Source organism: Bhargavaea massiliensis (genome assembly GCF_018390575.1).
GTDB lineage: Bacteria > Bacillota > Bacilli > Bacillales_A > Planococcaceae > Bhargavaea > Bhargavaea massiliensis.
On record NZ_JAHBCJ010000002.1, the window covers coordinates 106,614 to 118,596 of the forward strand.

An 11,983-nucleotide genomic window follows, 5' to 3' on the forward strand; every position below is an offset into this window, starting at 1 on the left:
TAAGTGATGACAGAATTGAAAGTGGCCTTTGAGGAAGTCCGGGCCAAACTCGAGGCATTGGATGCCAAAGCGGCTTCGCTGGATGCCTCAGCGCCGGGGCAGATCACCGGAAACACCCTCGATACCGCTGATTCGCTAAACGAACTCATGACCTATATGGAACAGATGCTGACCCGCTACCGGGTACTGCTTCAGCAGAATGTGATGACCTCGGAAGAATCAATCAACTTCCTTGCAGACGTCGACCAGCAACTGGCAACCGCCATCAGCGGAACCGGGAACGGACCCGAGCCCGTATAAGGATTGGATGCTCAGCGGGAAAAGGAGGGAAATCAATGAAAACGCTCGATGTAGCACCCTTTAGGGAAGGGCTGCAGCGCAACCGCGATAAGTTGAAGAGTCTTCAGCAGGAAATGGACGCAATCCGCACAGGTGTGCAGGCGGTGACGGACCTGGGTGATTCGCTGGCCGGAAGCGGCGGAGAAGCGATCAAATCGTTTTATCGCGACTGCCATCTGCCATTACTCAACCAGTTCGAAAGCTTTGCCGGCACATTTGAATCTGTTCTGACTTCCATCCAGTATGCGCAGGAATCGCTGGAACCAAATGCTTCCGGATATATCCGGGAAGGTTTTCTTGAAAGCGAGGTTGAGAACGGCCTGACTTCAATGGCCACCATTTCAAGAAACCTCACTTCCGATGCGAACGGAATTATGGACTCTGTCGCTGATATTACAGCTCTGCCACACCTGGACGACAGCGACGTCCAGCAGGGCATCCGGAATGCGAGGAAAAAGAAGGACAACACAGTCACGAATCTGAACGAATTCGATTTAACCCAGAGAAATGCCCTTATCCCGGTACGTGACGGTCTGCTCCGGATGGGGCAGTGGCTTGGAGAAATTGAGGGGATGTTCAAAGACGGCATCACGGATGTCGATTTTCCTGCTGAAGAATGGAAGGCCTATATGGAGGGCCATCCGATGATCACAGGGGAAAACATCTGCACCGTCCCGTTTGAGGCAGATCAAGAGGGTGCGCTCAACTGGGCGAGCGTCTCGAAAGCAATCCAGTCAGGAGCCGATGTGGTGGATAAGGTCGGCAAAGGGGAAGGCGGAATGTCAGCATTTGCACTCTACGTGGCAGGCCGAAAAGGCGGGATTAAAACCACCCGAGCATGGGACCCCAAAAGCCAAAGCTATAAATACCGGATCAATGCTTCAAAAAAAGCGCTGGATACTCTCAGAGTCCCGCTTGACGCACAAGTCGAGAAAATGTTGACCCGCGGTCTGCCAAAAGATCGAAGCAAATGGACTCCGCAGCAGGTTGCCCAGTATGAAAGCAGAAGCGTCATGCTGAAATATGCCACCCGCAAACCGGGCCAGAGCGGCTGGTCCCCGACCGGCGAGAAAGTGAAGACGATGCATCCGGATATTGAGCATTTCACCGGGAGTGCGACCACTGTCGGCCAAAAAGGCAAGGTCATAGGGACAGCGACAGTGAAAGGCACTACCGGCGCATTCACCGATCTGTGGGATGTCAAAGGAACGGCGGACGAGTTCAAGCGGGTCAAGGACCCTGGAATGATGAACAAAGCGAGCGGAGTCATCAGAGGTACGGGTAAAGCGCTTGGCCCGATTGGCGCGGGCCTTGCCTATGCGGGCAACTATGAGAGTGCAACAGCGGACGGTCTAAGCGGAGGGGAGGCCCATAAACGGGCCGCTTTGGATACAGCAGTCGACACCGCTGTCGGCGGAGCGGTACAGGCCGGATTCACTGCAGCCGGTACGGCCCTCATACCGATTCCCGGGGTCGGCACTGCAGTAGGCATGGCAGCCGGCATCGGGGCCAACTGGCTCTTGAACAAGAAATTCGGTGACTCGGACAAATCTGCCATGGATCACATTAAAGGCTGGTTCCGGTGATGGAGGCAACTGAATGAACAACGAAAACTTTGAAAAGGTCGCCGTCCTGCGCCGGCCACTGGAATCGGGCAGGCAAAGCCCGATGAACCTATCCGGGATCTTTGTATTTGGTGCCTTTCTTCAGGCCGGGCTATATGCGGCAGAATATTATATTGTCGGGTATTCGACCGACCATCCGTATAAGGAAGAGATCTTGCGGTGGCATTTTTGGGTGAGTGCGGTCTTGATTGTCCTGGGCCTGGTCCTGGCCATTCCCTTCGTTTATAAAAGGTTTGAAAAGCTCCAGTACTTAATCAGTGTCTTGTATTCCCAGAATCTTTTTGGAGTGTCCTTCTATATTTGTGCACTGTTCGTTGCCACGGACAGGAAGTTCGGGGCATCGGCTGATTCGATCATGACATTTACATGGACCACATTACTTGTAGGGCTTTTCATATTCCTTCTGACATCCGCCCGGTTCATTTGGAAAATCCGCAAGGGCGACTATCGCGAAGGCTCCAGAAGCGACCAGATGCGGGCACAGTTTGAATACAAATCCTACCTTCCCGCAGCTACGGTTGCCGGTCTTGGGATCTTCTTCATTATCCAGTATGTAATCCGGCAGTCGGGGATGGAGGAACTGGGTACTCTGGTGTTCCTGTTGATCGGATTTGGCATCTTCTACACCATGTTGTTTGTTCTTCCTGAGCAATTAGCCATCTTCTATTACAAACTGCGTTATCGCAGCTTCAACTTTGAGGGACGGCCATACTTGGTTGAATCGGTAGATGAAGACGAGGCAGAAGAACTTTTTGGAGATTCGCATTACAGATAGAATTTATAAAGGATGTGGAGGCATGGCAATGGAACGGCGTCCGCTCGTGTTTGACCGCGTGCTGACTTATCAGACAGAGCAACGGAAAGCAGATTGGCAGGAGCCTATAAGCGCTTTGGAAACACTTCTTCTGGATAAAGGCGTCTACCAGAACGGTCCCATCTTCTTCACATTCCAAGGGGAAGAAGGAGCGGAATCGGGAACATTTACGTATTATTTGCCGGTCAGCGAACAGATGACAATTGAAGAAGATAACGGTTTCGGCTATATGGAGCGTTTCCATTCCGGGGATGCGCTCGTTATGCGACAGGCAGAACAGGAAGCGGATTTTGATGCCGCTTTCGCCAAAGTCCAAGCTTATGCTGAACAGGAGGGCATCGTCCTCGGCAATACTTATTACTGTGTGCTGATCGATGTGTATGGCGACATCATCATCGACCTCGCTGTTCCGGTTGAAGGCGGCCGTCCGGAATGAACATCACAGAGAACCGGATGATCCGTCATCGCAATGTCGCTTCGAAGCGGTACAGCTTTGTACCTGCAGAAATCGGTCTTGCCTTTGAAGATTTTCGGGCTATCCTGCAGACCTACGGTGCAAATGTAGACGGCCGGCTGTTCTTTACGATGCTGAACGAGCCGATAGCCGAAGTAATGACCGCCGAACTGCATATGGGCATCAAAGAGGACAACCTGACTATCCCGGCGGAGGAAGAAGTTATATTCCGCAGTTACTTCGAAGTAAAGGGCCTTTCTAAAATCCGTCTGAGGGACGACTTTGATGAACAATCACAGGTTGCCTACTGGGCGCTTTACGATCATGTGAAGAAGGGTAGCCTGCAGCAGAAGACACCGGTCTTCGTGGAGTACAAGCAGGCCCCGGATGGCAGTACATATGTGGAAATGAGCGTGGGTGTCAGCGGATAATTCTCCTCTGGAGGTGCTGAGCGAATCGGCCTAAAAAGCATCGTCAACATTTGTTGCACGATGCTTTTTATCATTTGAACTGTGTGAAACCCCTGAGCAAGATGGCATCGAAGACTTTGACGTTGACTCTGGAAGGCGGGTGTTTGGAAGGAGAAAATAGTATGCTCAAAGAACAAGATGTATTTGTGTTAAGAACGCCGCTTGTATCGGGCCTGCAAAGTCCGATGAACTTATCCGGAATCCTAGTATTAGGCGCTTTTTTACAAGCTGGATTATATGCTTTGGAATTCTATGTCATAGGATATTCAAGTGCTCATCCACTAAAAAACGGTATTCTTAAGTGGCATTTCTGGACTAGTTTAATTTTAATTGGGCTTGGTATCGTTTTTGCGTTACCTATTGTATATAGGAAGTTTGAGAGATTGCAGTATCTGATCAGTATTGTATTCTCACAAAATCTGTTTGGTGTTTCCTCCTACATCCTGGCTTTATTAGCTGTTACAGACATAGAAGCTGGTTTGTCGGATGCTTCCTTGATGACGTTCACTAAGGTTACTCTATTTGCGGGGATTTTCGTCTTCCTCCTCACGTTCCTTCGTTATATATGGAAAATCAGGAAGGGGGATTATCGGCGAGAATCGAGAAGTGAACAGATACGAAAGAAATTCGAATATAAGTCCTCCTTGCCTGCGGCTGCCGTTGCCGGTCTTGGCCTCTTCTTTATCCTCCAATATGTTCTAAGGAACCTGGGATTAGGGGATCCAAACCAGCTCATCATCATTTTCATTGGTTTTGCTGTGTTTTACACGATGTGTTTTGTGCTTCCGGAGCAACTCATCATTTTGTATTGCAAACTGCGTTTCAGCAGCTTTAACTTTAAAGGGCAAACGTATTTAGATGAAGTCACACATGATGGTGAAACTGAAAAGAGTTAAATGTTCGGATATCCGTTTCATAGCTAGGAGATACCGTACCGAAGAAGCAGGTTACATAGGCGCCTTGATTGCAATTTGCTGTGTGATGATTCTTAGAGGAATTCTGCAAAGGATAAGTTAAGGCTGGTTTCATTAAGGAGGGAAGCAGCTTTGCTCCAAGAAAAAGATGTGTTTGTGTTAAGAAAGCCGCTTGAATCGGGGCGGCAGAGTCCCAAAGCTTTAGGGGGAATTTTGTTCATTTTTACGTTTTTCCAGGCAGGCCTGTTCGCGTTAGAATATTATGTTGCGGCGGACGGGACGATCCATCCTATGAAAGAGCAAATCTTGGAAGTACACTTTTGGATCACTGCTGTACTTTCTCTATCAGCATTGGTGTTCTCCTCACCGTTTATCTATAAAAAAGCAGAGCGAATTCAGTATTTAGTCTTGATTTTGATCAGCCAAAACACGGCGGGTGTCATCCTCCCGATATGCGCACTGTTCACTATGGGAAACGAGCGTTCGGATGCCACTGTTGCTTCAATCTTAACAGCCACATGGGTGGTACTTTCAGCAGGATTGCTGATTTTTGTATTAACAGCAATCCGTTTCTGGAAAAAACTTAAAAGAGGTGATTATAGGGAGGGGACAAAGGCTGACATACAGAGAGAAGCCTTGGAATACAAGTCTTTTGCACCCATGGCCACTGTTGCCGGGCTGGGACTATTTTTTGTCTTGCAATATACAATTAGAATGTCCGGTTGGGCAAGTATGGAGGATATGATGTTAATTGTAATAGGTATTGGCATTTATTTTGCTATGATGTTTATCCTGCCGGAACAATTATTTATCCTGTATTGTAAATATCGGTTTAAGAGCTTTAATTTTTCTGAATCCGGCAGACTTAAACAGGTAGAAGAAATAAGCTGAAGGAAGACCGGAAATTATGATCAGTAGCGTTAACTAAGGAGATTCTATGCTTAAGCTAAATACGCAGTCGGCAGAGAAGTTTATTGTCTTCAGAAGACCGTTAGAATCAGGGCGCCAAAGTCCTGCCAACTTAGCAGGTAATATGATCTTGGGGTCGTTTCTGTCGGCCTTTATGGTTGCCATGGAGTATTTCTTTGCAGTTTCCGGAACTGCACATCCATGGCAGGAAGAGATATTGGCTGCCCACACATGGTTCACAGGGATCTTGATTGGCTTATCATTGATTTTGACGATTCCAAAGATCTATAAAAAGGCTGAGAAGCTCCAGTATTTTGTCTCAATCCTTGTTTCACAAAACCTTTTTGGTCTATCCATTTATATCTGGGCACTCCTTTTGATATCAGAAGAAGGAAACGGAATGTCAGCAGAGTCCATTCTGGAAGTAACCCGGTGGACACTAGCCGTGGGTGCAATTGTACTTGTACTGACATTTGTTCGTCTGATCGTAAGGATAAAAAGGGGCAAGTACCGGGTAGGATCGGCCCAAGATGAAAGTCGAAGCAGCTTTGAATATAAATCCCATTTGCCGGCAGCTATAGCCGGAGGGTCTGGGCTGTTCTTTATCCTCCGTTATCTGATCACCCATTCAAACTATATTGGTGCTGACAAGCTTCTGATTATTTTCTTTGGCATTTTCCTGTTCTATGTGATGCTGTTCATTTTGCCGGAACAGCTGGTGATCCTGTACTGCAAATTCCGGTTCAAGAGTTTTAACTATTACACGAAATGAAAGAGACATGGCGATTGAACGGCGCCCGCTCGTCTTTGATCACGTGCTGACGTATCGGACAGAACAGCGGAAGACGGACTGGCAGGAACCTCTTGGTCTGCTTGAGTCATTCGTGCTCGACAAAGGGGTCTACAAGAATGGGCCGGCTTTCTTCACATTTGTTCAGGAACCGGAAGAAGAATCAGCAGGCACGCTCAGAGGAGCTTTATTCGGTCTTGAAAAGTGGGCTGCCGAGAATCCTGACGGGGGAATCGAACAGGATTTCAGCATTCAGGTGCTCGGGGTGACGGCGAACTCATCGATGCTATTCGTCGCGATCAACCGGCTCGGCGTCCCTGTTATAGATGTCTCTTTTGTTTACTCACTGGGGCTGCGGAGTGGGGAATGGATATGGAACCGGTTCCGGGTCCATCTTTCCGAAGATCAGGTGGGAGTGATCATGCCGGACCGCGCCATGCCGTTTCTGATTGACCTTTCTCCTGAGCAGGAAGCGCTGTTCGACCGGATGACAGAAAGCAATCAGACCGGGAGATGGAGTTCTTTACATATGATCGGACAGAGTAAAGTCAGGAGAGGAAAAAACTGCAGGTGAGCCCGAGAATACCGGCGGCTGCAGTTTTTCTTTATTCGACCGTCATCAAGGGGCTGGGTTCATAAAGGAGGAGACAGCTTTGCTCCAAGAGAAAGAAGTGTTTATGAGAGGGTTAGAGATATGAATAACACTGAGCAAATTGAAGATCAGAGAAACTACGCAGCCCTCCGCAAACCCCTGGAATCAGGAAGGCAAAGCCCCCAGAACCTTGCGGGTAATATGGTGCTAGCTGCAGTTCTCCAGGGAGGACTGTATGCTTTGGAGTATTATGTCTTTGCTTATGCAACCGATCATCCATGGAAGCGTCAGATTCTGACGGGACATTTTTGGTTCACCGCTATTTTGATAGCCCTGTCATTGATTTACTCACTGCCTGTTGTGTATAGGAGAAGCGAGAAAGTGCAGTATTTGGTCAGTATCTTGGTTTCTCAGAACCTGTTTGGAATCACATTTTATATCTGTGCACTTTTATTAATAGCAGAGGAGACGGATTCTTCAGCTGAATCGATGATTACCTTCACCTGGATAAGCCTGACGTTCGGCCTATTAGTGTTTCTGCTGGTTTTTGCAAGGTTCATCAGGAAAATCCGGCGGGGAGATTATCGTGAGGGGTCCCGTCAGGAATCGATGCGTGAGACGATTGAGTACAAAAGTTATCTCCCTGCTGCAACTGTTGCCGGACTCGGGATATTTTTCATCCTGCAATATGTGATCAGGCAAAACGGATGGAAGGATTTTGACAGCCTCGTCTTTGTTCTTATCGGTTTTGGCTTATTCTATGTGATGCTGTTTGTCCTGCCGGAGCAATTGGTCATCCTGTATTGCAAGTTCCGGTTCAAAAGCTTTAACTACTACACCAAATGAACATTCCAGTCCTTATCGCTTAGACGGGACGCTTATGTTATCTTTTTGATATTCAGGAAAACATGGTCGGTTGAAAGGCGGGTGGCCCGTGAACAGTAATGATTTTGAAGTATTGAGAAAGCCGTTTATCTCGGGCAGGCAGAGTCCGTCCAAATTGGGAAGCATTTTGCCGCTGGCAGCAGTTGCCCAGACGGGTTTGTATGCGCTGCAGTATTGGGTCACATCCGCTCAAACCGTACACCCGAAAAAAGATGATATCTTGCAATGGCATTTCTGGATCACAGCCCTTCTCGTGGCCCTGTCATTGATCTATTCCATCCCGCCGGTTTATCGCAAGTTTGAAAGGGGACAATATCTAATATCCATTTTGGTTTCACAGAATATCTTTGCAGTGAACGGATATCTTATAGCTTTGTTTATTCTGGGCCTGAATGGGACAGGGATTTCACCACAGCGCCTGATGACGACCACTTGGATCACGTTAGGGATTGGAGCCGCTGTTTTTCTTCTCTCAGCTATTAGGTTCCGGAGCAAGCTGAAAAAAGGGGCTTACCGTGCAGGAACAAGAGTGGATCAGGCAAGGGAGAATCTTGAGTACAGGTCCTATTTGCCGATAGCTATAGCTGCGGGTCTCGGCATTGTCATCATCATACAGTCCTACATCCGAGCAACCGGCCTTGAGGGGCTCAATGAAATGACGGCAATTATTCTTGGGCTGGCAAGCTTTTATGTCATGCTCGTTGTTCTTCCGGAACAGCTCGTTATTCTTTACTGCAAGTATTGCTATCCTGAATTTAACTTCTATATAAAATGAACAATTGAATTGAAAATGATTAGCGTGGTTGCTTGCAGTGGAGGCGCGGACTCCTGCGGAAAAGGAAGGGCGGAAAGACCCTGCAAGGGACTTGATGCCTTCCCCGCGGAAAGCCTGCGCCGGAACGTAAAGCAACTGCACATTATGGATGTTAATTTGTTTAATCGATTCTATATACTAATATCATGATTATCGGAAATGCCAAAAGCACCGTGCGGATATATCCGCGCGGTGCTTTTGTTCGGAATTCGCTATTGGATGCCCTTCTCGGAATGGACCGCAATGAGCAGAATGGCCTCGGTGTCTCCGATGTTTTTCACAAAGTGAGGCACGCTTGCGTTCCAACTGAATGAATCGCCTTCTTCGGCAATGATTGAGTCCTCTCCCTGTTCGGCCAGGACGATTCCTTTCAGGACGATATGAGCCTCTTCGCCTTCGTGGGCGATCGCTTCTCCGGTCGAGGCACCTGGCGGCAGTTCGATGTGCATCATCCTGAGACCGCTTTGGGAAGTGAGGTGCTCGATCTTGATATCATTAAACGATGTGTACACCCGCTCGGCTTTCCTCACGACTTTCATATGCTCCTTTTTCTCCAAGAGCAGGTAGGGGAGCGGAACATCCAGGAAGGCCGCGATGGACTGCAACGTATTCAGGGAGGGCGATGTATGGTCGTTCTCGATGTTGCTGATGAACCCTTTGGACAGACCTGTCTGCTCGCTCATCTGTACGATCGTCAGCCCTTTCCGTTTGCGGATTGCACGTATTTTGGAACCGATCTCCATATCCAGCCCTCCCTGAAATCTTGATTTTGCATATAATCGTAACATGGATAAATTGACGTTATCCATCATACAGTGTTATTTTATAGAAAACAAATATTCATGTAAGAATACTTTATCCAAGTATACATCCCATTAGAATGATCAATCTAAGATAAATTTATCGATGTGAAGGAATGATTTTTTATGGTTCAAGCAAAGCTGGAAACCAAAGTGCTGGATGTCCTGAAAGATAAAATCCAAATGATCAATACCGGTGAAGGTGCCATCTACCTCGTGGGCCCGATCCGGCTGCCCGTGAACCTGTACGGTGAGACTGTCGTGTTCCAATGGTATTGCTGGCTGAACCAATGCCAGGCGACAGAGGATTACCAGGAAATCATCGATCAGCTGTCCTCTGCAAATCTCGCGGAATACCAGCAGTCGAGCGTCCTGGTCTACGGTGATTTTGAAAACGCGGATGATGCCCTGATCCGACTGCATTCCATCTGCCATACCGGGGACATCTTCGGCAGCAAGCGGTGCGACTGCGGCTATCAGCTCAAGCAGTCCATGAAGAATATTGTGGACCATGGAACGGGAGCCCTGTTTTATCTGGCGAATCATGAAGGCCGCGGGATCGGGCTGTTCTCCAAGGCGATGGCTTATGTTCTGCAGGAGCATGGCTACGATACCGTGGAAGCAAATGAAAGCCTCGGATTTGTCGATGACTCCAGGAACTATGACGATGCAATCCGCGTCCTGAAAACCCTGCGGGATAAGCCGGTTACCCTCATGACGAATAACCCAAGAAAACTGGATGCCCTTCAGAAGGCAGGCCTTCCGATTTCCGGACGCCAGCCGTTATGGGGCGACCGCTCGGAGTTCAATGAAAAGTATCTGCAGACCAAGGTCCAGCGATCCGGGCATTTGGAGGGAGGCATCACGAACCCAGATGACCAGCCATGAGTTTTATATGAATCTGGCACTTGAAAATGCCCGTGCGATGAAAGGGCAGACCAATCCGAACCCGCTCGTCGGTACAGTCATCGTCAATGACAACCGGATTGTGGGCATCGGGACGCATCTGAAGGCAGGCGAACCGCATGCGGAAATCCATGCTCTTCGGATGGCCGGTGACAAGGCAAAGGGCGGGACCATCTACGTCACGCTTGAGCCATGTTCCCATCATGGCCGGACAGGTCCTTGTGCGGTCGCCATAGTAGAAGCCGGGATCCGCAAAGCCGTCATCGCCACCCTTGATCCTAATCCGCTAGTTGCCGGCAACGGGGTCAGGATCCTGGAGGAAGCCGGGATTGAAGTGACGGTCGGAGTCATGGAAGAGGAATCCCGCAGGATGAATGAAGTGTTCAACAAATTCATCGTGACCCAAAAGCCGTTCATCACGATGAAAGCGGGCAGCACGCTGGACGGTAAAATTGCAACGCATACAGCAGACAGCAAATGGATCACGTCTGCAGAGGCACGCAAAGATGTCCATCAGCTTCGGAATGAACACCAGGCGATCCTGGTCGGCGTCAATACGGTGATCGAGGATGACCCCGAACTGACGACAAGGATCCCAAACGGCCGGAACCCGATCCGCGTCATCCTGGATTCCACACTCCGGGTTCCGCTCGAATCCAAAGTTGTTACGGACGGGCAGGCGGAGACTTGGATCTTCACTGCTCAAAATCATGACCGGGACGCGAGGGAAGTGCTGGAGGATAGAGGGGTTTCCGTTTATCCGACTTCGGGAACCGAGCGTGTGGACTTGGATGATGTCCTCCGCATTCTCGGGGAACAGCTGGTCTCCTCCGTTCTGGTCGAAGGGGGAGGCTCGATCCATGCGGCTTTCCTTGAGAATAAGCTCGTGGATAAAGTGGAGATCTACCTGGCCCCGAAACTGATTGGAGGCGCAAAGGCCCCTACATTCCTGGAAGGCACCGGCATCGGGCTGATGCGCGATGCCATTGAGCTGGACAATCTCGTGATCACGAAGATCGGGAAAGATTACAAGTTCACGGGCTATCCGAACTACAATACCGAACAAAATGAGGGAATCTGATTTGAAATTCGGCTTCGATATTGACGATACACTGATCAACCTGAGGGAACATGCCTTTCACCTGTACAATCGGAAATTAAACCGGAATGTCGACATTTCCCTCTTTTATGACCTGGACAAAGTGGAAATCCATGAACTGTTCGGCATGACGGCCGAAGAAGGCGGAAAGATGTGGAGGGGGTCGCTTGAGGATATCTATTACACAAACTGCCCGCCCTATCCGGATGCCGCAGAAACGCTTCAAAGACTGGAAGAAGAGGGTCATGAGATTTACTATATAACGGCCAGGCCAAAGGAACACGGAAAGCGCACGATGGAATGGATGATCCAAACCGGTTTTCCGGTGCGGGAAGACAGATTCTATTACGGCATGAATGATGAGGACAAGGTCCATATCATCAATGAACTGGAACTTGATTATTACTTTGATGACAAGCCTGCTGTGCTGGAAACGCTGAAGGACCGTCCCCTGAACGTCTTTGTGAAAAACCAGTCCTATAACCGGCATTTGAACATCCCGAGGATCCATGGCTGGTCGGAGCTGTTCGGCTTGCTGACAGAAGAAAAATAAGGGCTCATCAGAAGAAGGC

General features: G+C 48.9%; 15 protein-coding genes. 14 read left to right on the forward strand and 1 reads right to left on the reverse strand.

Annotated elements, in window-relative coordinates:
• Positions 1-6 precede the first annotated feature (6 nt).
• From KHA84_RS03310 to KHA84_RS03360, 11 genes are all read left to right on the forward strand, one after another.
• The gene (locus KHA84_RS03310; RefSeq protein WP_213422107.1) at positions 7-300 is read left to right on the forward strand and encodes a YwqI/YxiC family protein; all 294 of its coding nucleotides are present in this window, start codon (positions 7-9) and stop codon (positions 298-300) included.
• A gap of 35 nt (positions 301-335) precedes the next feature.
• A complete protein-coding gene (locus tag KHA84_RS03315; RefSeq protein ID WP_213422108.1) occupies positions 336-1,925 on the forward strand; it encodes a ribonuclease YeeF family protein in 1,590 nt (529 codons plus the stop codon).
• A gap of 13 nt (positions 1,926-1,938) precedes the next feature.
• Positions 1,939-2,739 carry a hypothetical protein gene (locus tag KHA84_RS03320; protein ID WP_213422109.1) on the forward strand — a complete coding sequence of 267 codons (801 nt, stop codon included), beginning with the start codon at positions 1,939-1,941 and terminating at the stop codon, positions 2,737-2,739.
• Positions 2,740-2,761: 22 nt separating this feature from the next.
• Entirely contained in the window at positions 2,762-3,214 is a 453-nt protein-coding gene (locus tag KHA84_RS03325) for a DUF5085 family protein (RefSeq protein ID WP_213422110.1), read from the forward strand.
• Positions 3,211-3,663, forward strand: a complete 453-nt coding sequence (locus KHA84_RS03330; RefSeq protein WP_213422111.1) for a DUF5085 family protein — start codon at positions 3,211-3,213, stop codon at positions 3,661-3,663. The genes KHA84_RS03325 and KHA84_RS03330 overlap by 4 nt, the downstream gene beginning before the upstream one ends.
• A 161-nt stretch (positions 3,664-3,824) precedes the next feature.
• Positions 3,825-4,598, forward strand: a complete 774-nt coding sequence (locus tag KHA84_RS03335) for a hypothetical protein (RefSeq protein ID WP_213422112.1) — start codon at positions 3,825-3,827, stop codon at positions 4,596-4,598.
• A 150-nt stretch (positions 4,599-4,748) separates the two neighbouring features.
• Positions 4,749-5,507 carry a hypothetical protein gene (locus KHA84_RS03340; RefSeq protein ID WP_213422113.1) on the forward strand — a complete coding sequence of 253 codons (759 nt, stop codon included), beginning with the start codon at positions 4,749-4,751 and terminating at the stop codon, positions 5,505-5,507.
• Positions 5,508-5,553: 46 nt separating this feature from the next.
• The gene (locus tag KHA84_RS03345; RefSeq protein WP_213422114.1) at positions 5,554-6,297 is read left to right on the forward strand and encodes a hypothetical protein; all 744 of its coding nucleotides are present in this window, start codon (positions 5,554-5,556) and stop codon (positions 6,295-6,297) included.
• 7 nt (positions 6,298-6,304) lie between these two features.
• Complete coding sequence (locus KHA84_RS03350) at positions 6,305-6,889, forward strand: hypothetical protein (RefSeq protein WP_213422115.1); 585 nt, start codon at positions 6,305-6,307, stop codon at positions 6,887-6,889.
• Between the two features lie 120 nt (positions 6,890-7,009).
• Positions 7,010-7,753 carry a hypothetical protein gene (locus KHA84_RS03355; protein ID WP_213422116.1) on the forward strand — a complete coding sequence of 248 codons (744 nt, stop codon included), beginning with the start codon at positions 7,010-7,012 and terminating at the stop codon, positions 7,751-7,753.
• A gap of 88 nt (positions 7,754-7,841) precedes the next feature.
• Positions 7,842-8,567, forward strand: coding sequence for a hypothetical protein (locus KHA84_RS03360; protein ID WP_336511075.1), 726 nt, complete (start codon positions 7,842-7,844; stop codon positions 8,565-8,567).
• 251 nt (positions 8,568-8,818) lie between these two features.
• On the opposite strand, the gene KHA84_RS03365 is transcribed toward KHA84_RS03360, so the two are convergent.
• On the reverse strand, positions 8,819-9,349 hold the full coding sequence (locus KHA84_RS03365) for a helix-turn-helix domain-containing protein (protein WP_213422118.1): 531 nt from the start codon (positions 9,347-9,349) through the stop codon (positions 8,819-8,821).
• A gap of 183 nt (positions 9,350-9,532) precedes the next feature.
• Between KHA84_RS03365 and KHA84_RS03370 the strand changes: the two genes are divergently transcribed.
• From KHA84_RS03370 to KHA84_RS03380, 3 genes are read left to right on the forward strand one after another with little or no spacing between them, the layout of a single operon-like run.
• Positions 9,533-10,294, forward strand: coding sequence for a GTP cyclohydrolase II (locus tag KHA84_RS03370; protein WP_213422119.1), 762 nt, complete (start codon positions 9,533-9,535; stop codon positions 10,292-10,294).
• Positions 10,281-11,393 (forward strand): bifunctional diaminohydroxyphosphoribosylaminopyrimidine deaminase/5-amino-6-(5-phosphoribosylamino)uracil reductase RibD, encoded by a 1,113-nt coding sequence (gene ribD / locus KHA84_RS03375; protein WP_213422120.1) that lies wholly within the window; start codon positions 10,281-10,283, stop codon positions 11,391-11,393. Before KHA84_RS03370 ends, ribD begins: the two co-directional genes overlap by 14 nt.
• 1 nt (position 11,394) lies before the next feature.
• Positions 11,395-11,964 carry a 5' nucleotidase, NT5C type gene (locus KHA84_RS03380; RefSeq protein WP_213422121.1) on the forward strand — a complete coding sequence of 190 codons (570 nt, stop codon included), beginning with the start codon at positions 11,395-11,397 and terminating at the stop codon, positions 11,962-11,964.
• Positions 11,965-11,983 lie beyond the last annotated feature (19 nt).

What these genes read in the sequence shown, in the direction of transcription:
- KHA84_RS03310 (WP_213422107.1), top strand. Translation starts at nt 7, where the DNA reads ATGACAGAATTGAAAGTGGCCTTTGAGGAAGTCCGGGCCAAACTCGAG.
- KHA84_RS03315 (WP_213422108.1), top strand. Translation starts at nt 336, where the DNA reads ATGAAAACGCTCGATGTAGCACCCTTTAGGGAAGGGCTGCAGCGCAAC.
- KHA84_RS03320 (WP_213422109.1), top strand. Translation starts at nt 1,939, where the DNA reads ATGAACAACGAAAACTTTGAAAAGGTCGCCGTCCTGCGCCGGCCACTG.
- KHA84_RS03325 (WP_213422110.1), top strand. Translation starts at nt 2,762, where the DNA reads ATGGCAATGGAACGGCGTCCGCTCGTGTTTGACCGCGTGCTGACTTAT.
- KHA84_RS03330 (WP_213422111.1), top strand. Translation starts at nt 3,211, where the DNA reads ATGAACATCACAGAGAACCGGATGATCCGTCATCGCAATGTCGCTTCG.
- KHA84_RS03335 (WP_213422112.1), top strand. Translation starts at nt 3,825, where the DNA reads ATGCTCAAAGAACAAGATGTATTTGTGTTAAGAACGCCGCTTGTATCG.
- KHA84_RS03345 (WP_213422114.1), top strand. Translation starts at nt 5,554, where the DNA reads ATGCTTAAGCTAAATACGCAGTCGGCAGAGAAGTTTATTGTCTTCAGA.
- KHA84_RS03350 (WP_213422115.1), top strand. Translation starts at nt 6,305, where the DNA reads ATGGCGATTGAACGGCGCCCGCTCGTCTTTGATCACGTGCTGACGTAT.
- KHA84_RS03355 (WP_213422116.1), top strand. Translation starts at nt 7,010, where the DNA reads ATGAATAACACTGAGCAAATTGAAGATCAGAGAAACTACGCAGCCCTC.
- KHA84_RS03365 (WP_213422118.1), bottom strand. Translation starts at nt 9,349, where the DNA reads ATGGAGATCGGTTCCAAAATACGTGCAATCCGCAAACGGAAAGGGCTG.
- KHA84_RS03370 (WP_213422119.1), top strand. Translation starts at nt 9,533, where the DNA reads ATGGTTCAAGCAAAGCTGGAAACCAAAGTGCTGGATGTCCTGAAAGAT.
- ribD (WP_213422120.1), top strand. Translation starts at nt 10,281, where the DNA reads ATGACCAGCCATGAGTTTTATATGAATCTGGCACTTGAAAATGCCCGT.